At 37.0% G+C, this 22,823-nt stretch carries 20 protein-coding genes and 3 pseudogenes; 18 read left to right on the top strand and 5 right to left on the bottom strand.

What is annotated here, in order from left to right:
• Positions 1-33: 33 nt before the first annotated feature.
• Positions 34-1,086, top strand: a complete 1,053-nt coding sequence (locus JCM17102_RS12030; RefSeq protein ID WP_025075310.1) for a DUF2776 domain-containing protein — start codon at positions 34-36, stop codon at positions 1,084-1,086.
• A 68-nt stretch (positions 1,087-1,154) separates the two neighbouring features.
• Here the strand turns inward: JCM17102_RS12030 and JCM17102_RS29710 are convergent.
• Positions 1,155-1,748, bottom strand: a pseudogene (locus JCM17102_RS29710) (apurinic/apyrimidinic endonuclease family protein); the annotation flags it as partial.
• Between the two features lie 84 nt (positions 1,749-1,832).
• Between JCM17102_RS29710 and thiD the strand changes: the two are divergent.
• The 4 genes from thiD to sucD all read left to right on the top strand — a co-directional run bounded on the left by thiD (position 1,833) and on the right by sucD (position 5,770).
• Positions 1,833-2,645, top strand: coding sequence for a bifunctional hydroxymethylpyrimidine kinase/phosphomethylpyrimidine kinase (gene thiD, locus JCM17102_RS12010; protein ID WP_025075307.1), 813 nt, complete (start codon positions 1,833-1,835; stop codon positions 2,643-2,645).
• A 76-nt stretch (positions 2,646-2,721) separates the two neighbouring features.
• Positions 2,722-3,609: an ACP S-malonyltransferase gene (gene fabD, locus JCM17102_RS12005; RefSeq protein ID WP_025075306.1), complete on the top strand. Its 888-nt coding sequence runs from the start codon at positions 2,722-2,724 to the stop codon at positions 3,607-3,609.
• Between the two features lie 143 nt (positions 3,610-3,752).
• Complete coding sequence (gene sucC / locus JCM17102_RS12000; protein WP_025075305.1) at positions 3,753-4,901, top strand: ADP-forming succinate--CoA ligase subunit beta; 1,149 nt, start codon at positions 3,753-3,755, stop codon at positions 4,899-4,901.
• Positions 4,898-5,770, top strand: a complete 873-nt coding sequence (gene sucD / locus JCM17102_RS11995) for a succinate--CoA ligase subunit alpha (protein ID WP_025075304.1) — start codon at positions 4,898-4,900, stop codon at positions 5,768-5,770. Before sucC ends, sucD begins: the two co-directional genes overlap by 4 nt.
• A 66-nt stretch (positions 5,771-5,836) precedes the next feature.
• Here the strand turns inward: sucD and JCM17102_RS11990 are convergent, their stop codons facing one another.
• Complete coding sequence (locus JCM17102_RS11990) at positions 5,837-6,571, bottom strand: DUF4396 domain-containing protein (protein WP_025075303.1); 735 nt, start codon at positions 6,569-6,571, stop codon at positions 5,837-5,839.
• Between the two features lie 139 nt (positions 6,572-6,710).
• On the opposite strand from JCM17102_RS11990, the gene JCM17102_RS30915 reads away from it, so the two are divergent.
• The gene (locus tag JCM17102_RS30915) at positions 6,711-6,884 is read left to right on the top strand and encodes a hypothetical protein (RefSeq protein ID WP_168770340.1); all 174 of its coding nucleotides are present in this window, start codon (positions 6,711-6,713) and stop codon (positions 6,882-6,884) included.
• A gap of 71 nt (positions 6,885-6,955) precedes the next feature.
• On the opposite strand, the gene rbp is transcribed toward JCM17102_RS30915, so the two are convergent.
• Positions 6,956-7,201 (bottom strand): RNA-binding regulator, encoded by a 246-nt coding sequence (rbp, locus tag JCM17102_RS11980; RefSeq protein ID WP_025075302.1) that lies wholly within the window; start codon positions 7,199-7,201, stop codon positions 6,956-6,958.
• A gap of 355 nt (positions 7,202-7,556) precedes the next feature.
• Between rbp and JCM17102_RS27405 the strand changes: the two are divergent.
• Together JCM17102_RS27405 and JCM17102_RS11970 are read left to right on the top strand one after the other, a co-directional pair.
• Positions 7,557-8,266: pseudogene (locus JCM17102_RS27405) on the top strand (SIMPL domain-containing protein).
• A 394-nt stretch (positions 8,267-8,660) separates the two neighbouring features.
• Positions 8,661-9,224 (top strand): Crp/Fnr family transcriptional regulator, encoded by a 564-nt coding sequence (locus JCM17102_RS11970; protein WP_025075301.1) that lies wholly within the window; start codon positions 8,661-8,663, stop codon positions 9,222-9,224.
• A gap of 181 nt (positions 9,225-9,405) precedes the next feature.
• Here JCM17102_RS11970 and JCM17102_RS11965 read toward each other — a convergent pair whose 3' ends face one another.
• Positions 9,406-9,714, bottom strand: coding sequence for a hypothetical protein (locus JCM17102_RS11965; RefSeq protein ID WP_025075300.1), 309 nt, complete (start codon positions 9,712-9,714; stop codon positions 9,406-9,408).
• 306 nt (positions 9,715-10,020) lie between these two features.
• Positions 10,021-11,396, bottom strand: a pseudogene (locus tag JCM17102_RS27400) (glutamine synthetase beta-grasp domain-containing protein).
• Positions 11,397-11,733: 337 nt separating this feature from the next.
• On the opposite strand from JCM17102_RS27400, the gene JCM17102_RS11955 reads away from it, so the two are divergent.
• From JCM17102_RS11955 to JCM17102_RS11905, 10 genes are all read left to right on the top strand, one after another.
• Positions 11,734-12,621, top strand: a complete 888-nt coding sequence (locus tag JCM17102_RS11955; protein WP_025075299.1) for a polyphosphate kinase 2 family protein — start codon at positions 11,734-11,736, stop codon at positions 12,619-12,621.
• Between the two features lie 94 nt (positions 12,622-12,715).
• Positions 12,716-13,429 carry a DUF169 domain-containing protein gene (locus JCM17102_RS11950; RefSeq protein WP_025075298.1) on the top strand — a complete coding sequence of 238 codons (714 nt, stop codon included), beginning with the start codon at positions 12,716-12,718 and terminating at the stop codon, positions 13,427-13,429.
• Between the two features lie 361 nt (positions 13,430-13,790).
• Positions 13,791-14,522: a nitroreductase family protein gene (locus tag JCM17102_RS11945; protein WP_025075297.1), complete on the top strand. Its 732-nt coding sequence runs from the start codon at positions 13,791-13,793 to the stop codon at positions 14,520-14,522.
• A 585-nt stretch (positions 14,523-15,107) separates the two neighbouring features.
• Entirely contained in the window at positions 15,108-16,229 is a 1,122-nt protein-coding gene (locus tag JCM17102_RS11935) for a DUF362 domain-containing protein (protein ID WP_025075296.1), read from the top strand.
• A gap of 72 nt (positions 16,230-16,301) precedes the next feature.
• Positions 16,302-16,811 carry a hypothetical protein gene (locus JCM17102_RS11930; RefSeq protein WP_025075295.1) on the top strand — a complete coding sequence of 170 codons (510 nt, stop codon included), beginning with the start codon at positions 16,302-16,304 and terminating at the stop codon, positions 16,809-16,811.
• Between the two features lie 10 nt (positions 16,812-16,821).
• Positions 16,822-17,757, top strand: coding sequence for a DUF362 domain-containing protein (locus JCM17102_RS11925; RefSeq protein ID WP_025075294.1), 936 nt, complete (start codon positions 16,822-16,824; stop codon positions 17,755-17,757).
• Positions 17,758-17,763: 6 nt separating this feature from the next.
• Positions 17,764-19,323: a 4Fe-4S dicluster domain-containing protein gene (locus JCM17102_RS11920; RefSeq protein ID WP_025075293.1), complete on the top strand. Its 1,560-nt coding sequence runs from the start codon at positions 17,764-17,766 to the stop codon at positions 19,321-19,323.
• Positions 19,324-19,441: 118 nt separating this feature from the next.
• A complete protein-coding gene (locus tag JCM17102_RS11915; protein WP_373278887.1) occupies positions 19,442-20,254 on the top strand; it encodes a patatin-like phospholipase family protein in 813 nt (270 codons plus the stop codon).
• A 13-nt stretch (positions 20,255-20,267) separates the two neighbouring features.
• A complete protein-coding gene (locus JCM17102_RS11910; protein WP_025075291.1) occupies positions 20,268-21,965 on the top strand; it encodes an alpha-amylase family protein in 1,698 nt (565 codons plus the stop codon).
• Positions 21,966-22,307: 342 nt separating this feature from the next.
• Entirely contained in the window at positions 22,308-22,784 is a 477-nt protein-coding gene (locus JCM17102_RS11905) for a PepSY-like domain-containing protein (RefSeq protein WP_025075290.1), read from the top strand.
• Positions 22,785-22,823: the final 39 nt, after the last annotated feature.

The following is a 22,823-nucleotide window of genomic DNA, read 5'->3' as shown; positions in this document are numbered from 1 at the left end:
TTGTTTTAGTTGAAATTTTAAAGCAATCTAATTATGAATTACGGAATGAGTATTTTATTCAGAGCAATCCCTCTGATAATGGCTGTTTTTTGCTTCGGATATGGTGCATTTATTTACGGATATGGAGATGCACCAAGCCGCGTAGTGGCTGGTCCTGTTGTGTTTTCACTAGGTATGATATGTATTGCATTGTTCTGTACAGCAGCAACAATCATTAGGCAAATCATACATACTTATAATAAATCGTCAAAGTATGGTCTACCAATACTTGCCTATGCAGCTGCAGTCATTACCATCATCGGAGGTATATGCATATTCACAAATTCGACTTCCTCTTCTTCTTTTGTCGCAGGTCATGTAGTAGCAGGTGTAGGATTGATAACCATGTGCGTAGCAACGGCTGCAACTTCTTCCACACGTTTTTCTCTAATTCCTGCTAATTCTAAAAGTATCGGAAATGACATACCTAATGGAGCTTTTTCAGAAGGACAGGAACGTATCTTAAAATTAGTAGCTATTGTCACATCAACAGTTGCTTGGATATGGGCATTTATTCTATTGGGAAGCAGTCACTCACATCCCGCCTATTTCGTAGCAGGTCATGTCATGGCAGGAATTGCATGTATTTGTACTAGCTTGATTGCTTTAGTAGCTACGATTGCTCGTCAAATTCGTAATGTATACTCAGAGAAGGAACGCAGCAAATGGCCGGAACTCGTTTTGTTGATGGGAACAACCTCTCTCGTTTGGGGACTTTTTGTTATTTTTGCTGATTCAAGTAGTACAAATGGTGTAATCGGATATATCATGATCGGATTGGGATTAGTCTGCTACAGTATTTCCAGCAAAGTGATTTTACTGGCAAAAATCTGGAGACACGAATTCAAACTATCCAATCGCATTCCTTTGATACCAATAATGACAGCACTGAGTTGTTTGTTCCTTGCTGCTTTCGTATTTGAGCTTGCTTCAATGCATGATGATTACTTTATTCCATCTCGCGTTCTGACAGGGCTCGGAGCTATTTGCTTCACATTATTCTCTATCGTTAGTATTTTGGAAAGCGGAACATCCGGTAAAGGATAGAAGATATTGAAGATAAAATGACCGTATAATTTGGAGAGAATTAACCTCTATGCGACCTAATTTAGCGGTCATTTTGTTTGAAACTGCCACATTTTTTTAAAATGATACATGTTCAGAAACGCTTCGTAAAGTTCCTGTTTACCGCTAATTTGTTTTGGTTCACCTTTGGTTCTAGCAAAAGTAACTACATCTTCCAATGGTAATTTCCCTTCTTCGAATTCCTCACCTTTGCCTGTATCAAAAGAAACATAACGGTCAGTCAACTTCTTCTTGTAAGGAGATTCATTCAACAAAGTTCCGCATTTTCAAGTGCACATGCCATAGCGTCCATACCTGCAACATGAACAATGAAAATATCTTTCAGGTCAGTAGACTTACGACGGGTTTTAGCATCGAAGTTCGTACCACTAATACCCAATCCACCGTTACGGATAATTTGCATCATTGTTTGCATCAATTCGAAATCTAAAGTGTGTCCGGCTAAAGTAGCATGGTTTACCTCGATACTCACTATGAAGTCTTTATCCAGTCTATGAACTTTCAAAAAAGCCAATTACAGTCACCATATCTACATTATATTGATGTTTAATCGGTTTCATGGATTGCAGTTCAATCAGAAAAGTACCTTTAAAACCACGAACACTAACATAATCATGAGCAATGTATTGAATTTTAAAACAATATGTCATTTTGTACCTTACTATTTTTATTCTATCTTTGCGGAAGAACGATAAAAAAAGTCTAAAATGAAATGTTATCCGATCATTTTATCCATTGCCGGTTCTGATTGTTCGGGAGGGGCAGGCATTCAGGCAGATATCAAAACTATTTCTGCACTAGGAGGCTATGCAGCGTCTGCTATTACAGCCATTACGATTCAAAATACATTAGGAGTACAAGCTGTACACCCATTACCTTCTGAAATTGTCTGCAAACAGATTGAAGCTGTGATGGACGATATGCAACCGGATAGTATCAAAATAGGAATGGTTGATGACACTTCCATTGTTCACGTTATAGCTGATTGTATCAAGAAATATAAGCCCCAAAATATAGTTTATGATCCAGTTATGACATCTACCAGCGGACGCCAATTAATGACCGAAGATGCAATTCTAGAAATAAAAAAAGTACTATTTCCACTTACATCTTTAATTACTCCTAATTTGGATGAAGCTGCGGTTCTTATAGGAAAAACATTATATACTCCGGATGAAATGACAGAAGTAGCTTGGAAACTCTCTGAATTATATAATATTTCTGTTCTTATAAAAGGAGGACATCTACCAGACAACGAAATGTGTGACGTACTTCATACATTAGATGGTAATACCTATGTATATAAAGAAAAAAAAATCAAAAGTAAAAACCTACATGGTACAGGCTGTACTCTCTCCTCAGCTATTGCAACCTATCTGGCAAAAGGATACTCAATGAATGAAGCTGTTCGTCAGAGCAAAGAATATATCAATAGCGCAATTGCAGCAGGAAAGGAATTAAATATTGGTCATGGCAATGGACCATTATGGCATTTTCCCAACCGAACTGCACAAAAATAAACAAATTGTGCCATTATATTATAAAAATCTGTACCTTTGCACCCGCAATTAACAATAAATTTAAATATTGAATAAGATGAAAGCATTTGTATTTCCCGGTCAAGGAGCTCAATTCGTAGGAATGGGTAAAGACCTGTATGAAAATTCTGCTTTAGCAAAGGAATTGTTTGAAAAAGCAAATGATATCCTCGGATATCGCATAACAGATATCATGTTCAACGGAACTGACGAAGATCTGCGTCAGACAAAAGTTACTCAACCGGCTGTATTCTTGCACTCTGTAATCTCCGCTTTTTGCATGGGTGACGATTTCAAACCTGAAATGACTGCCGGTCACTCTTTAGGCGAATTTTCTGCATTGGTTGCTGCCGGAGCTTTGAGTTTCGAAGATGGTTTGAAATTGGTTTATGCACGTGCGATGGCTATGCAAAAGGCTTGTGAGGCTACTCCTTCTACTATGGCTGCTATCATCGCATTGCCGGATGAAAAAGTAGAAGAAATCTGTGCTGCAGTAAATGCTGAAGGTGATGTTTGTGTTCCTGCTAACTTCAACTGTCCAGGACAAATCGTTATCTCCGGATCCGTTCCAGGTATCGAAAAAGCTTGCGAACTGATGAAAGCTGCCGGAGCAAAACGTGCACTCCCGCTGAAGGTAGGTGGTGCATTCCACTCCCCATTGATGGGCCCTGCTAAAATAGAACTAGAAGCAGCAATCAACGCTACTGAAATTCATACTCCCAAATGTCCGGTTTATCAGAATGTAGATGCACTTCCACATACTGATCCTGTAGAAATCAAAAAGAATCTGGTTGCTCAGCTGACTGCTTCTGTACGTTGGACTCAAACTGTTAAGAATATGGTTGCTGATGGCGCAACAGATTTCACAGAATGTGGTCCTGGTGCAGTGTTGCAAGGTTTGATCAAGAAAATTGATTCTACGGTTGTTGCTCACGGCATAGCATAATCGAATAAATTAAATAATTCACAGAAAGGAATGCTCTTTTCATGGGAGCATTCCTTTTTATTTATCCTCTTTCATTTACTTATCCTACAACTTTTTGGTTAGCCTGATTGTTTTCTATATAAGAAACACTTAATCCATCATCCATGAAAGTACATGAATATCAGGCAAAAGAGATTTTTTCTCAGTATGGGATTCCAGTCGAACAGCATGTGTTATGTCACACTGCCAACGAAGCTATAAAAGCCTATCAAGAAATAGTAACAGACAAAGTAGCTATAAAAGCTCAAGTATTGACAGGTGGCCGCGGAAAAGCCGGGGGCATTAAACTTGCCAACAACAAAGAATCCGTACGTCAATATGCTAATGAAATCTTAAACATGACTATTAAAGGATTTCCTGTAAAACAAATACTTGTTAGTGAGGCTGTTGATATAGCTGCCGAATATTATCTTAGTTTTACGATCGATCGAAATACGCGATCAGTTGTTTTGATCATAAGTGCATCCGGTGGAATAGATATCGAAGAAGTAGCTCACAAAACTCCAGAGAAAATTATCCGTTACAGCATTGATCCATTTATCGGACTTCCTGCATATTTGGCACATCGTTTCGCTTTTTCATTCTTCAAGCAAAATGAATTAGTAGAACGTATGAGTTCTATTCTACAAAAACTTTACAAGACATTTATAGAAACTGATGCTTCGTTAGCCGAAATCAATCCACTGGTACTAACACCCCAAGGTACACTTATAGCTCTTGATGCCAAAATGGTTTTCGATGATAATGCATTGTACCGGCACCCCGAAATACATGCTCTTTTTGAGCCAACTCCTGAAGAGCGAATAGAAGTGACAGCAAAAAACAGAGGCTTTAGTTATGTACATATGGACGGAAACATTGGCTGTATGGTAAATGGCGCCGGATTGGCAATGACCACGATGGATATGATTAAACTTCATGGAGGTTCTCCTGCTAACTTCCTGGATATCGGAGGAAGCTCAAATCCTGTAAAAGTAGTTGAAGCTATGAAGCTATTATTAAATGATTCAAAAGTAGAAGTTGTTTTCATCAATATTTTCGGTGGCATTACTCGTTGTGACGATGTAGCGTTAGGATTAATTCAAGCTTTTGACCAACTACAAACAGATATTCCAGTCATCGTTCGTCTGACCGGAACGAATGAAAATATAGGTCGAGGATTATTAAGAGACCATAGTCATTTTCAAGTAGCAGAAACAATGAATGAAGCAACTTTATTAGCAGTACAATCAGTGAAAGGAGGAAATGTATGAGCATACTTATTAATAAAGAGACTCGCTTATTAGTACAAGGAATAACAGGAAGAGACGGACATTTTCATGCTGTGAAAATGAAAGAATATGGTACCAATGTCGCAGGAGGTACTTCTCCAGGAAAGGGAGGAACTGAAATCGACGGACTTCCGGTATTCAATACGATGTATGAAGCTGTAAAACAAACGCAAGCTAATACCTCTATCATTTTTGTCCCCGCAAGTCATGCAGTTGATACTATCATGGAAGCAGCAGATGCAGGAATCAAATTAATTATCTGTATATCTGAAGGCGTGCCTACATTAGATGTCATCAAAGCCTATCGTTTCACCCAGCTCAAAGGTGCTAAATTAATTGGTCCGAATTGCCCTGGACTAATTTCACCGGAAGAAAGCCTTGTGGGTATTCTACCGGGAAACGTATTTAAGAAAGGAAATATTGGAGTAATCAGTCGTAGTGGAACTTTAACTTATGAGATTGTTTATCATCTGACAACAAATGGCATGGGACAATCGACTGCCATTGGTATGGGGGGTGATCCGGTCGTTGGGCTTTATTTCCGTGAATTATTAGAAATGTTTCAAAATGATGATGAAACAGAAGCAATTGTTATGATTGGAGAGATCGGTGGAAATGCCGAAGAACTAGCTGCCGAGTACATACAAAAGCATATCACCAAACCCGTAGTTGCTTTTATTGCAGGACAGTCCGCTCCTCCGGAAAAACAAATGGGACATGCAGGAGCTATAATTTCTGGAAGCTCCGGCTCTGCTCAAGAAAAGATCACTGCACTTACAGTTGCGGGAATTCAAGTGGCCAAGGAACCGGCTGAAATTCCCATACTTCTAAAATCACTGCTAAGTGAATAGAATAATATTAAGTGAGGGAAGCTAAAAATTAATCTAGTCTCCCTCATTTGTTAATAAGTTATCAAATTACATACCTTTCTTTACTCCATTTTTTATTAATAAAGCGTTCATCGGATAAGCACAAATAAAACCGAAAAGCATGGCAATTTGCATCATAAACCAGAACATCCAAGTATCTTTCGGCAACGGAGTAGCGGCAAATAAAATAAATATAACAATAGCCATCCAACTATACATTCCAATCTGCCAAGACAAAAGTGAGAAGAAATCAGCCTTGAAAGCACGAAACAAAGCATTCCTCACAGAAATCTTTTCCATTTCACGAATAGCATAAAATTGAAAACTAATTCCAATAATCAAAGCTAATATAAAATCAAGTACCCAGTTCCCAAATACCTGACTGCTTGCAATTGTTACAGGGACATAGTTTGTGAACCCCTCGCCAATAATATCTGCTAGTGTACAACCAGCTCCACAATGGAGTGCAGACAATGCTACGGACTGCCAATGAGAGCGACTCATCCCCCCCATGGACATATCCAATGACATTCCCTGCATTTCAGACGTATCTGTCCCTTTCACGCCAGACATATCCATTTTCATATCTCCCGATTCCATTGGAGTACTTCGACCAAATTTATTATAAGCCCATAAAGCCAGATAACTTCCCCAAAGCGCAGTCAATATCCATACTGTATTCATTATTTTCATAGATTGCGGATGACGAGACAGGTCTATTGCTATATGAACAGCAATTCCAACACCTGAACATACTAAAAATACAGCGATCAGATTGAGCATAATTATATGTATTAAAAGATTCTGATTTACAACAGCCACTATAACGAATAGTTCACCCTATATTATCATTATTGATTTTGTTGAACCATTTGTTATACTTGCATGTTATAATCTCGTCAATTAAAAATCAATAACAAATATGAGTAGACGTAGTCAATTAGAACATGAAGTATCTGTTGCTCAGGAAAGGATTAAAAAGGCAGCAAAGGATACACCAAAAGATATCCTGAAATTATGGGAACAAAACTTGGTAAATCTGGAACTGGAACTCAATAATATGGTGGATGACGAAGAGGATAACAATGAGGATTAGTAATCAATGTAAAAAAGAGTGCGCTATCAGCAGATAACGCACTCTTTCTTTATACTAATATTGATTTTCAATTAGTTCTTCGGCAATGCTTCTTTTACAACCATTGGACGACCAACATATTCTGCACCGTTCAATTTCTTGATAACATCTGCAGCTTCGGTATCATTCGGCATTTCGATAAACGCAAAACCTTTAGATCTTCTTGTTTCACGATCAGTGATTAATTTAACTGAAGCAACTGCTCCATACTCTTCCATTACATGTCTCAAATCTGATTCCTTAACATTATAGTTAAGATTTCCAACATACAAATTCATAAAATTCAAATATAAAAAATTAATAATTCAACAAGAAAGTTTTTTGGAAGTTCTTAATCAGAAATGGATATACTCAATAAATGAGAAAATACATATGAAATAATCAAATCGAAATAAACCTTTTATTGTTGTTCGGTACAAAGAAAGCTATTTTCTACGAATAATGCACTATAAATACTCATTTTCTTTATCATAAAACATCTTTTTTATAATTATAGTCCAATACTTAACATTATCTTTTCAAATAAAATATCTGCGAATAATGACCTCCAATATATATTTTACAGCTTTATCCACATTAGTTACTTTTTTATTTTAACTTTGCCCATATATCAAACTCAAAATAATCAGCAATATGAGAAAAGTTATTTTATTAAGCGTTTTATTGATTAGTTATTCAGTAATGGTTCATGCACAGAATGATGATTCATCAAAGTACATTGAAGTAACCGGTAGCTCTGAAATTGAAGTAGATCCGGATGAAATTCATCTAATCATCCAGATTCAAGAATATTGGGAAGAAGAGTTTCAGGATAATACCAAACCTGAACAATACAAGACAAAAGTTCCTATCGAAAACATCGAAAAGGACTTAATGGCTACTTTGCAAAGCATAGGAGTTGCCTCTTCTAATATTCGTGTATGGGAAATAGGTAATTATTGGCGCCAAACTGGTAAAGACTTCTTAGTCAGCAAAGAATTCGATCTGAAGCTTGATAATTTCAAGATCGTTGATACAATTATCAAGAATATCAACATAAAGGAATAAATGCACTCCACTTCGGAGAATTGAAAAATAAAGATCAAGCAACATATCGCAAACTGGGAAAAATAGAAGCCTTAAAAGCTGCAAAAGTGAAAGCAACTTATCTTGTCGATTGTATGGGGAAACGATTGGGAGATATTATACGTATTATAGAGCCAGAAGAACAAGGCAATCATTTCATGCCTGCGCAAACTTCATTTAGCAATGCTGCTTTTGCCTCACCGGGAGATCCAAATTCAACAGCACTCCGAAAAATTAAATATAAATATGAAATGAAGGCTAGATTTGAGATTAAATAATCAGAAAGATTATAGAATATATACTCCGAACTTGGAAAGATTCAGATGTCCAGTCATTGGCTATCTAAGCATCTGAATAATAAAAAGATATGGGATAATTGCCAGAATGAGCTTTCTTTTCCATATATTTTATGCGCGTATTAGAAAAAGTGAGTTATTGCAACAGAATTTTGTCTCAGACGATTGGATTGATATGCACATTAATATTCAATACATTCATTTATTCTTTGACAATAAGTATCTACGATAAATCATACATAGTTTTAATAAATGAAAAAGTTGTGTTCAGAAACGGGCACATATTTAAATTATCTTTTTAAATAAACAAAGATTAGTCGCAATATTACTTTTTCAAATATATTTGCTGACAATAAAAACACGAAAACAACTATGTATGAAGAACTTCAACCATTATGCTGAACGTGAAGAGTTCTCTGCGTTCAAAGAGTTTTTTCTGAAATATGGTCAATACAAAGAGATTAAAAAGAAAGAGTATTTTGCCCAACAGGGATTTCAGACAGGGAATGGAGCGTATATACAAGAAGGCTTATTTCGATATGTTTGTACAGACGACAGAGGATGCGAGCATATCGTAGGCTACTCTTTTGCCGGAGAGTATGTAGGTGATTATCCTGCTTGTCTCAGAAGAGAAAAAGCAATGGTAAGTATACAGGCTGCCACCAATTCAATAATCTATTATGCCCCGGCTGAAGAAATGAGGAAATTCTTCACAACTAATGAAGCTAACCAACAATTGGAACGAATTTTGGCAGAAGAATTGTTTGTACAAACCTATAAACGTTTATTGGATGTCTATTGTAAAACTCCAACTGAACTATATTGGGATTTGGTAAGCCGCTCCCCTGACTTTCAAAATTACATTACACTCAGAGAAGTTGCCTCTTTTCTCCGGGTTACTCCGGAAACGATTAGCCATATTCGTAAAAAGATAGAATAATCTATACCTATATAAACATTGTAAAGTTCCGATTCATCACGAACCGGAACTTTACCATAGGCTATTTATTACAATAAAGTTTTGCTTAATTGCATCATCTTCATTAGTTTATATTATATTCATTATCTTCTTTATGGAGAAGTTTACAGTCTATATAACATAAACTAATTTAGTGATACTTTTATTCAACGACTTCCCCTTTTTCATTCATCAAAACGGTTACATCTTTAGCTTCTTTTGTAGTAACTATCACTTTATAAACTTTACCACTCTCCTTTTCTGCAACAAAAGCTTCCTTAATAGAAGAACCTTCATAGGTTTTCGCAATTGTCTGTGTTACAGCTTCGGGTAAATCCTTCATCTCAATTTTGGTAAACTCATCCTGTGGATTTTGTACTACAGTTTCTACTGCTATAGAGTCCTTAACTACCTGTGCAAATGCTACAGAACTTCCTAATCCCATTAATACTGCTACTAATACCTTTTTCATAATCGTAATTGTTTAAATGTAAATGATAAAACATTTATTTATTCTCTCCAATGCTTATCTTAATACAAAGCAAATGCCAAAGTGGATATTACACAATTATCCATTGATATTCAACAAAATAACAAAAAGTCTAGCAAGTATAAATGTAAAATTAGTGTAGAATGATGTGGAATTTCAATACACAGTTGTGGAATAATGACTCATTTTACAGATTTAACCAGAAATTTATAGAAAAACAAAAAGCTTAAATCCGACTTCATCATGAATATAGGATTTAAGCTTTAGTATATTATTACATTGATTTCATTATCCGCAATGGAAATACTTATTCACTAAATCAAGCATTGCTTGTGGGTTACCCTCCAATTCCGCACGTAACGTCTTATCCTCATAACTGCGAAGTTTACGAATAATCCCTTCAATCATTGCCGGGCTAAATACATTATATTGTTCAAAGATAGCACGTTGTTGCTGCAAGCAATCAGCAGATGCCACACAACTTTCCGGCAACTGAGCCAACGATTTCAATTTATCTTCATTTTCCTTCTGATGAATATTTACATTCACATAAGTCTTAGCAGCAATATCCAGAGCATTCTCTATCTCAAAACCATGCCGACAAGCAACAGCTAACCCAGCAAGCAATTGATAAATATCTGCCGAACCATCTGGTGAACGCATCTCAATTGTCTGTTTCTGACTGGTATCATAATGACTTTCAACCTCCAACGGATTTGCCAGTACACACATATCCGATTGAGCAGCCCATCCCAGAGGGACACGAACTAATACAGAACGATTACGATCCCCCAACATACATTTGTCGGTGCTTCCTGATGAGGGACAAGACGGAAATAAGAAGTTGGATTCGTATTTCCGAAAGCTGTTATTGAAGGGGCAAGAACCATCATACCTGCAATTGCTTTACGTGCTGTTTCCGACAAAACTCCATCCTTCAACATTTGATTTTTACCATCTTTGACTATACGCATATGAATATGTAGTCCCGATCCGGCTTTTCCTGCTGTAATTTTAGGAGCGAATGTCACATTATACCCATATTGTAATCCCAAATTACGTATCACCCATTTTGCCACCATTAATTGATCCGCAGCTTCTTCCACACGCACAGGTAGAAACTCAATCTCATTCTGCTCATAAACACAATCATCCAAAGTGAAATTTCCGACCTCAGAATGCCCATATTTTATCTGCCCACCGGTTTGTGCGATATACGACATGCATTCCGTACGGAATTCATTAAACTTAGCATAAGGCCCCGATTCATGATATCCGCGTTGGTCGGTTGCCTGAAACATATCTATATCCGGTGCAATTACATAATATTCCAGTTCGCCCATCGCCTGAAACTCCATCCCTGTAACCTCCGTAAATGTCTTGCTAGCTTTGTGAAGTGTATATTCAGGAGAACTTTCCAAAGGTTCGCCGTCTTTATTAAAGAAAGAACAAAGCATGGTTAATGTGGGAATTTCCGCAAAAGGATCTACAAATGCGGTACGGAAACGAGGAATAACATAAAGATCACTACTCCCCGCTTCTATAAAAGAAAAAAGGCTGGAACCATCGACCCGCTCTCCACAAGTAAGAATAGCTTCCAGATAAGCCTGATTGTTGATAACGAAATTCAATGTTTTCAGACGCCCGTCACCCGCCGGATACATAAAATTCACCATGCGAATGTTGTTCTGCTGAATAAATGAGATAATGTCTGCCTTAGTAAACTCTGAGGTAGGCTTTTGCAAGTATGCCACCAATTGATTGGCATTCATTGATAGTTCTTGATTCATAATTGGTTGTTTTTATTGTTGTATAGTTTTAATACAATAATCTTAAAATTGTTTTTCATGATAACCATTTTAAAGTCACAGAGACAAATATAAGTAATTATCTTTTAAGACATATAGTTAAAACACATATTTTATCTATCGCCATCAAAAAACTAATCAATCTCTCTAAATGTTTTTATTAGAGTAGTAGAAACTTTCAAATTTCAAACTTATGGAAAAAGACATTTTTAAGGACTTATTGGCTAAACCGGGAAAGAATCATCTGGTATCTGATTTCGACTCTTCTTTTACAGGAGGTATCTCTAAACAAGATGCTAAGGAACAATTAGCAAAGGATATTGAAAAACTTTCCGACCTCCAGAGTATGCTTTATGCACAGGACCGGTATTCCATTCTTATCATTTTTCAGGCAATGGATGCTGCCGGAAAAGATGGAACCATTAAACATGTAATGTCCGGCATCAACCCACAGGGTTGCCAAGTTTTCTCTTTCAAGCAACCATCTACCGAAGAACTGGATCATGATTACCTTTGGCGTATTAATCGTTGCCTTCCTGAAAGAGGAAGAATAGGTATTTTCAACCGTTCACATTATGAAGACGTATTGATTGCTAAAGTGCATCCTGAAATTATTCTGTCGAATAAACTCCCAGGCATTGAAAAAATAGATGATATAGATGTTGATTTCTGGAAACGTCGTTACCGCCAAATTAATGATTTCGAACGATACCTGACGGAAAACGGAACAGTTATCCTAAAGTTCTTTCTTAATGTCTCGAAAGCCGAGCAGAAAAAACGTTTCTTGGAACGACTGGAAGATAAGTCTAAAAATTGGAAGTTCTCTTCTGCTGATATCAAAGAACGTCAATTTTGGGATGAATATATGAAAGCTTATGCAGATGTACTTACAAAAACTTCTACAGAAGTGGCTCCATGGTACGTTATTCCCGCTGATAATAAATGGTTTATGCGTTATGCAGTAGGCAAAATCATTGGTGAGCGTATAAAAAGACTGAATTTACATTATCCCACACTCTCAAAAGAAGGATTGGAGAAGCTTGAAAAATGTAAGAAGAAGGTTTCCGATATTAATTTCTAATTTTATAATTATTAATTTCTCAACAATTGGTGTATCGCTTTTTTTATTCTAACTTTGTATATAACCTTCAAAGTTAAATAAAAACCAATGTGTCATGGAAATCAAAACATTTATTCAAAACTTTAAAGAGGCATTCGGTGAATCAGCAGAACTACCTCTTGTCTTCTGGTACTCTGATACTCTGGAAGGAGAAACTGAGAAAATAAATGGCTGTTTCTTCAAAGGAATGAAAACCGTTAGAAACGGGGGAATTATCAGTCTGAATGCTGAAACAATCGGTTGTGGAGGAGGTAAATTCTATACAGGATTTACTGAGATGTCGGAACATATACCAACATTCGTTTCCCTTAAAGAGCGATACAAGCAAACTCCTGAAATGGTGACTGACTTTATTCGTCAAATGGAAGTACCCAGAACCGAGAAGAAATATCTTCATTTTGCTCGTATAGATATGATAGAAGATTTAGAGGATAAAGAAGGAATTATATTTCTGGCAAATCCTGATATGCTATCAGGATTGACAACTTGGGCTTTCTTTGATAATAATGCACATGATTGTGTCGTAACTACCTTTGGTTCTGGCTGTAGCACAGTGGTGACACAAGCCACCATTGAAAACCGAAAAAATGGCAAACGAACTTTTATCGGTTTCTTTGATCCATCTGTGCGACCTTATTTTGAACCGGATAAATTGAGCTATACGATACCAATTTCCAGATTCAAAGAGATGTATCAGACAATGCGCCAAAGTTGTCTGTTTGATACACATGCGTGGGGAAAGATTAAGGAAAGGATGCAACTTCCATAGTTTATATCCCGAAAATAGTTTTTTCTTGAATAAAAAGGTTAAGTAGTTCTTCTTTAAATGTATATCGATGTAAACAAAAACAATATATAAAGATTTTAGGATATAGACACCATATGATAAAATAAAAACAAAGACGATAAAAACAGTATACATTAGAATATAATCATAGATTAGGTAAAACCAATGTTACCTTACTATAAATTGTTTCAAGTAAGGAACCCTGAGTTTAAACAAATGAAGTAGAAATTTGAACATTCTCAATTACTCCATCGTTTGTTCAAAAATGAAATGTCTGATTCTCCGACACAGTTCAGGCAATTATTAAATCTAAAAAAAGTATTTTAATCAAATTAGCAGAATTATGAATATAGATGAAGTTCTCCATTACCGTCGTTCCGTACGGGCGTATGATAAAGAAAAAACTATAGACCCGGAAAAGGTAAAACATTGCTTGGAACTGGCAACGTTAGCTCCTAACAGTTCAGATATGCAATTGTGGGAATTTTACCATATCATACAACCAGAATTGCTAGCAAAAGTTTCAAAAGCTTGTCTCGACCAGAAATCGACCGCCACTGCTTCACAAGTGGTCGTTTTTGTTGTACGACGAGATCTATATAGGAAGCGTGCAAAGTATGTACTTAAGTTTGAGAAGGAAAATATTCACCGTAATAGTCCGAAAGAACGTCAAGCTAAACGTATTAAAGACAGAGAATTGTACTATGGGATATTAATGCCGTTTGTTTATGCCCGTTTCTTCGGAATTTTAGGGCTGTTCAGAAAACTGCTGGCTAACGTCATCAGTATTTTCCGTCCGATGATGCTCGAGGTTTCTGAAAATGATATGCGTGTTGTTGCACATAAATCTTGTGCACTCGCTGCTCAGACATTTATGATTGCAATGGCAAACGAAGGGTATGATACCTGTCCGCTAGAAGGTTTGGATAGTCGGAGGCTTAAAAGAGCCCTGAAATTGCCTTATGGAGCTGAAATAAATATGGTTATCCCCTGCGGTATACGGGATGGAAATAAAGGAATCTGGGGAGAACGGTGCAGGGTGCCGTTTGATGACGTTTATCGTAAAATTCAATAGTTCTTGAGTATCAGCCCTTTTTATTGTTATGACATACATATTCATAAAAAAGAACAGTGTGTCATTGGTCATTATTGTCTCCTCCAAATTTTATTGAAGTACCCCCATATAGACTATGAAATATTATGAGAAGAACGACTGAATAAGAACCTTTACCAATCATAGTCCATGCCTCTATATCTAATATAAAGTCACAAAATTTTGTTCCATCTAATACAAGAAACAGTTTCATGCCTTGAAACCAATAGTTTCACCCGATGAAACTGTTGGTTTCAAAGTGTGAAACTAGAAGTTTCATCCTAATGAAACTAAACGTAAACCTATTGCAAAACTAAAATTTGATTACCTCTTACGGTCTCTTGCTTTAGTTTCTATTTCACTTTACATTATATTCGGGTTCCTCTTGATTAGATTTACTTTCACAATAGTCTTTAAAAATGAGAAAACATAGGGTACATAAGAGCGTTAAAAATTGGATAATGACTGCCTTTTTTCAGCTTTTTTTGCGAAAAAACAACAGAATAACAATGTGCTATTCAAAAATTACATTACTTTTGTAAGCAATAAACTCACAAATTACTAACTATGCAAACGTCAAAAGTATATTATACAAATCTTAGAACTACTCCTACGTCCAATCTTTTGGATAAAATGGAACGTCTGGTAAAGAAAGCAGGTATCACTACCCTACCTCTGAAAGACAGTTTTGTCGCTATCAAAATACACTTTGGAGAACCAGGAAACCTAGCATATATTCGTCCCAATTATGCTGCAAGAATGGCTAATTTACTTCGAAGTTCTGGTGCTAAACCATTCCTGACAGATTGTAATACACTCTATTCCGGTCGTCGAGCTAATGCTGTAGATCATTTGCAAAGTGCAATGGAAAATGGTTTCAATCCAATCTCTGCTCAATGTCAGGTTATTATTGGTGATGGCCTGAAAGGAACAGACTGTAAAGAAATAGCATTAGATGGTGAATATTGCAAAGCACCAAAGATAGGAACTGCCATTGCCGATGCAGATATTATCATCAGTATGAATCATTTCAAAGGGCACGAGCAGGCAGGTTTTGGTGGAGCATTGAAAAATCTAGGTATGGGATGTGCTAGTGTTGCCGGTAAGTTGGAACTTCATAGTGCCTCTCAACCTAAAATAGATATGGAAAGCTGCATAGGATGCAACATCTGTGTAAAACATTGCGCCCACGATGCCGTACATTTAAATATTCGGCGAAAAGCAGAAATTGACTATAACAAATGTATCGGTTGCGGTCAATGTGTAGCCCTTTGCCAGTATAACGGAGCTATTATGGGCGATGAAGATACTTCCGAACGGCTAAATTATAAGATCGCAGAATACTCATTAGCAGTGGTTAAAGACAAACCTCACTTCCATGTCAGTTTTATTATGAACGTATCACCCGAATGTGATTGTTGGAATCATAACGATGCAGCTATTATTCCAGATTTAGGAATACTTGCTTCACTCGATCCGGTAGCACTGGATAAAGCTTGCGCCGATATGGTAATCAAAGCCCCTATTCTACACAGTGGTAACCGATTATCCGAAAAACATGAACATAATGATCTCTGCGGACACGATAAGTTTCATTTGATGCACCCCAATACCAATTGGCTTGCCGGACTGGAACATGCCGAAAAGATCGGATTAGGAACAATGAATTACGAAATTATACAAGTCTGATTAAACCTTTTCCATCAAGAAAGGTCTAATTCTTAAGATATTATAATCTAAACATTAAAGTTATTAATGAAAATGGAAACATCTGCCAAACTCTATTCGCTGAATTACAGCAACGTGAAAACATACCTGTTCGCTTTATTATTTGTAGCAGGTAACATCGCTCTACCACAATTATGTCATCTCGTTCCTTTTGGTGGTCCGACTTTATTGCCCCTCTATTTTTTCACGTTAATTGCTTCGTATAAATATGGTTTTCGGGTAGGATTGCTAACGGCTATTCTCTCACCTGTCATCAATCATTTGCTATTTGCAATGCCTGCAGCCGCAGTTTTACCAGCAATATTGATAAAATCAACTTTACTTGCAGGAACTGCTGCAATTGCAGCTCGAACTGTAAAGTCAGTCTCCCTGTTAGCAGTTCTCGGAGTTGTGCTCTCTTATCAAATCATAGGGACTGCATTCGAATGGATACTTGTAGGAGATTTCTATGTAGCAGCACAGGATTTCCGCATGGGTATACCGGGAATGCTTATTCAATGGTTCGGCGGCTACGCCTTGCTGAAAGCAATAGCTAAACTTTAAAACTATAAAAATGGATAGAAGAGACTTCTTTAAAGCAGTAGCAATTACTGGTGCTGCTTTTACAATACAACGGTCTGAGGCAATGGAAGTTCTTACTCAGACAATCAATGCACCTAAAGGAGGTAAACCGGACTTGGTGGCTGTTATGGGTGGAGAACCGGAAGAGATGTTTCGACGTGCTATTAAAGAATTAGGTGGCATGAAACAATTCATAAAGCCCGGTCAAAAAGTAGTCGTTAAACCCAATATTGGTTGGGATAAAGTTCCTGAGTTAGCTGGAAACACCAACCCTAAATTAGTGGCTGAAATCATCAAACAATGTTTTGCTGCCGGAGCAAAAGAAGTAACTGTATTCGATCACACTTGTGACGATTGGCAGAAATGTTACAAAAATAGTGGTATTGAAGCTGTAGTAAAAAACACCGGCGCAAAAATAATGCCAGCTCATCTGGAATCTTATTATAAACAGATAGACTTACCAAACGGTGTAAATATGAAAAAGGCAAAAGTACATGAGGCTATCGTAAACTGTGATGCATGGATCAATGTGCCTATACTCAAAAACCATGGAGGAGCTAATCTGACGATTTCTATGAAGAACCATATGGGCATTGTATGGGATCGCGGATTCTTCCATCAACATGATTTACAACAATGTATTGCAGATATTTGTACCATGGAAAAGAAAGCAGTTCTCAATGTCGTCGATGCCTATCGTATCATGAAAACAAATGGTCCACGTGGACGTTCCGAATCAGATGTAGTGTTGGCAAAAGGATTGTTCATTTCTCCGGATATTGTAGCAGTAGATACTGCTGCTGCCAAATTCTTCAATCAAGTACGGGATATGCCTTTGGATACAGTAGGACATCTCTCTAAAGGAGAAGCACTGAAAGTAGGAACAATGGATATCGACAAACTGAATGTGAAGCGAATTAAGATGTAAAACACAATGTTAAGAAAGATACGTATAGGAATATCAGTTATATTATTTGCACTGATAACTTTTTATTTTCTCGATTTTGCAGAGCTATTACCTAACAGTTTTCATAGGTTGGCACATATACAATTCGTTCCTGCCCTGCTTTCGCTCAGTGTAGGTATACTTATTGTATTGATAGTGCTTAGTCTATTATTCGGCCGTATTTACTGCTCTACCATTTGTCCGATGGGAATTTTGCAAGATATTATTGCTAGGATTTCAAAATCAACCGGAAAAAAGAAAAAAAGATATAATTACAGTGCAGCTAAAAACATATTACGCTGGGGTATACTGGGGGTAGTTATCATTACTTTTTTATGCAAACTCCCTCTATTACTGGGTTTGCTTGATCCATACAGTGCTTTCGGACGAATTATTACCAATGTATTCAAACCTGTATACATATTAGGCAACAACCTGCTGGAATCTATTTTCTCTAAGTTTGATAATTATACGTTCTATCGGGTAGATGCGTCTATTCTTAGTCTTTCATCTTTTGTCATTGCGATCGTTACGTTAGGAATCATCATTATACTTGCTTGGAAGCATGGACGTACATGGTGTAATACAATTTGTCCTGTAGGAACTGTTTTGGGATTCTTGAGTCAATTTTCACTGTTTAAAATCCGGATCGATACCAACAAATGCAATGGCTGTGGTCTTTGTGCAACTAAATGTAAAGCAGCATGTATTGATAGTAAAGAACACTTTATCGACCATAGTCGTTGCGTAAATTGTTTCGATTGTTTAAATGTTTGTAAACAGAAAGCTTTAATATATAGCCCTTCCTTAAAGCAAAAAGAGAACACTCCTAAGAAAAAGCGGAAAACTTCAGTAGAAAAGGAAATAACGGCTGTAGATATGTCTAAACGCCGTTTCTTGACAGCAGGCATTATGGCTGGAACAACTCCTAAGATTCTGACTAAAGCCAAAGCTTCTGTTGCTACTATGGGAGGCCAGAAGCCATACACGAAGAAAAATCCAATTACTCCTCCGGGATCAGTTAGCAGAGAAGAATTCCAACAGAAATGTACATCATGTCATCTTTGTGTGAGCAAATGTCCATCTCATGTATTGAAACCATCTTTCTCCGAATATGGACTTTCAGGCATGATGCAACCTACCGTAAACTTCGATAAAGGTTTTTGTAATTTTGACTGTACAGTTTGTGGTGATGTTTGTCCCAATGGTGCTATTCGTCCGCTAACTGTAGAACAAAAACATCTCAATCAAATGGGATATGTCGTTTTTGTTGAGGAGAATTGTATTGTATATACTGAAGGGACAAGTTGTGGAGCATGCTCCGAACACTGTCCTACACAGGCTATTTCTATGGTACCTTTCAGAAATGGATTAACTCTCCCCAAAATTAATAAAGAAATATGTGTAGGCTGTGGCGGATGTGAATATGTATGTCCATCCCGCCCATTTCGTGCAGTATATATTGAAGGAAATTCCATTCAGAAAGAAGCGAAACCCTTCAAAGAGACAGAAGAACAAAATGTAAAAGTAGACGATTTCGGATTCTAAATTGTAATACAAAGACGAATAATCGTTCCCGGAATTGGGAACTATTCAAAAAACTATTTGTTATATTCCTTCTACTATCAATAATTTCACTAAATTCGTACCGAATAAAAGAAAGGAAATAACTCATGGAGTAATTACCAACAATTGGAATAACCGTAAATATCAAATAGGATACGCTTTAAGCGGAGGATTTATTAAAGGATTTGCACATTTGGGAGTAATGCAAGCATTGTTAGAGCATGATATCAAACCTGATATCATCTCTGGTGTTAGTGCCGGAGCACTTGCAGGAGTCTTCTATGCTGACGGCAATGAACCACATAAAGTACTCGATTACTTTTCCGGACATAAATTTCAGGATTTGACAAAGCTCGTGATTCCTAAAAAGGGATTATTCGATTTATGCGAATTCATGGACTTTCTCCGAACCAATCTGAAAGTAAAGAATCTGGAGGAGCTCCAAATCCCACTTATAATCACAGCTACTGACCTCGATCATGGACGTATGGTCCATTTCCATCGCGGTTCCATTGCCGAACGAGTTGCAGCTTCCTGCTGTATGCCTGTTATGTTTGCCCCTGTCAATATCGAAGGAACAAACTATGTAGACGGTGGATTAATGATGAATCTTCCAGTTTCCACCATCCGCAGGATTTGCGACAAAGTAGTAGCAATCAATGTAAGTCCTATCATGGCAGAAGATTATAAAATGAATATTGTAAGTATTGCTATGCGTTCTTTTCATTTTATGTTCCGTGCCAATACCTTTCCCGAAAGAGAAAAATGCGATCTGTTAGTCGAACCATACAATCTCTATGGCTATGGCAATACGGAATTGGAAAAAGCGGAAGAGATCTTCGGACAAGGTTACCAGACTGCTAATAATATAATAAAGCAACTGCTTGAAAAGAAAGGAAAAACTTGGAAATAAAAATCTACTCTATATGAATAACGATAAGAAAATAATCATTTACCAGGTGTTTACCCGCCTGTTTGGGAACAATAACAACCATTGCATATATAATGGAGATATTACCACTAACGGATGTGGTAAAATGGCAGACTTTACTCTCAAAGCTTTAAATGAAATTAAAAAGTTAGGAACCACCCACATTTGGTATACAGGAATTATCGAACATGCCACACAGACTGATTACCGAAGATATAATATACGTCCTGACCATCCGGCAATTGTAAAAGGAAAAGCCGGTTCACCCTATGCAATCAAAGATTATTATGACGTAGATCCAGATCTGGCAAATGATGTACCGGAACGAATGAGAGAGTTTGAGAATCTGGTACACCGTACTCATCGTGCAGGTTTGAAAGTGATCATTGATTTTGTTCCTAACCACGTTGCCCGCCAATATCATTCTGACGCACAACCGGATGGAACGACAGAACTTGGAGCAAATGATGATCCAAGCTACTCTTTTAGTCCTTACAACAATTTCTACTACATTCCACAAGCCGAACTTCGTGGACAATTTGATATGAAAGAAAGTGCGGCTGAGCCTTATCGAGAATTTCCTGCTAAAGCTACAGGTAATAACCGTTTCGATGCAACCCCCAATATTAACGATTGGTACGAAACAGTCAAGTTAAACTATGGAGTAGATTATCAGAACGGCGGAATTTGCCACTTCTTCCCGACTCCGGATACTTGGATTAAGATGTTGGATATCCTTTTATTCTGGGCATCAAAGAATATTGACGGGTTCCGTTGTGACATGGCGGAAATGGTTCCTGTAGAGTTCTGGGAATGGGCAATACCTCAAATTAAAGAAGCATATCCTGATATTCTTTTTATTGCAGAAATCTATAATCCGAATGAATACAGAAATTATCTGTTCCGCGGAAAATTTGATTATCTATACGATAAAGTCGGTTTATACGACACACTTCGCAATGTAGCTTGTGGATACACATCCGCATCGGCTATCACACATTGCTGGCAAAGCCTTAACGGGATTGAAAAGAAAATGCTGAACTTCCTGGAAAACCATGATGAACAGCGCATCGCTTCTGATTTCTTTGCTAGTGATCCACGCAAAGGTATTCCTGCTCTCGTTGTCTCTGCTTGTATGAGTACCAATCCTATGATGATTTATTTCGGTCAGGAATTTGGAGAAATGGGAATGGATAGTGAAGGATTCAGTGGAAGAGATGGCAGAACAACGATTTTTGACTACTGGAGCGTAGATACTATTCGTCGTTGGCGAAATGGTGGAAAGTTTGATGGTAAGATGTTGTCTGAAGAGCATAAGAGGTTATACAATGTCTATCAGAAAGTATTGACGTTGTGTAACGAAGAACGAGCCATTGCACATGGCGTTTTCTTCGATCTTATGTATGCTAACCAAAATGGATGGCGCTTCAACGAACATAAACAGTATACTTTCATGAGAAAATTCAAAAACGAATTATTGTTTATTGTTGTCAATTTTGACAGTCAGCTGGTAAATATTGCAATTAATGTACCTTCACACGCATTCGACTTTTTGCAGATTCCCCAAATGGACACTTATCAGGCAATAGATTTATTGACAAGCGCAAAAGAAGATATTTGTTTATTACCTTATAAGGCTACAGAAGTTTCTGTAGGAGGATATAATGCAAAAATATTAAAGATTACATTTTAAATTGGTTGACAAAAGTTTTATAGAAGTTATATAAGAATCGTCAAAAAGATTAAAGTCTTTCAAAAGTTAAAGATGATTCGAATAAAATATACTTAATTTAAAAGAAATAGCGGTCGTTTATGCAAAACGAACCGTTATTTCTTTTATAAGACGACCGTTCTGTAAGATTAAATGAAGCAATTTAAACAGCTGTACCACTAATAAATAGACAGTAATATGACGATGACAAAAAACTATCATTACCAACATAGTTCTAGATATACCCTTAATTATACTTCCATGACAAAACAAAAATTCTTGGAAGCTGTTTAGTTAGATAAAAATCTCCTAAACCAACAGCTTATGAAGAAATTTAGTCTATTGACAATTATGTTGTTCTTGTCTGTATCTATCTTTGCCATTGCACCTCCTTCAATTGTACAGGCAGCTTTTAAAAAGATGTACCCAAAAGCAAGCGGTGTAGCTTGGTCACAAGATTCCGGTTACTATTGTGCCAACTTTGTTATGAACGGATTCACCAAAAGCGTCTGGTTCAACGCTCAAGCTCAATGGGAAATGACACAAACTGATCTTGTAAGTCTTGATCAACTTTCTCCAACAGTTTACAATTCCTTTGTAGCAGGTCCTTATGCCAGTTGGGTAGTAGATGATGTTACAATGGTAGAATTTCCTAAATGGCAAGCCATTATCGTGATAAAAGTAGGGCAAGACAATGTAGATATCAAATATCAGCTTTTTTATACTCCTAGTGGAATGATGTTACGAAAACGTAATGTAACATATATGCACGATATACTTGGTCCTAGTACATTCTTATAAACATGTAAATTCTTATAAAAAGAAAGCCCTTGCAACTTT

The sequence above is a fragment of the Bacteroides faecichinchillae JCM 17102 genome, from assembly GCF_000614145.1.
Lineage (GTDB): Bacteria > Bacteroidota > Bacteroidia > Bacteroidales > Bacteroidaceae > Bacteroides > Bacteroides faecichinchillae.
Note: the sequence above shows the minus strand (reverse complement) of the source record. Positions and strands in the feature narration are given on the sequence as shown.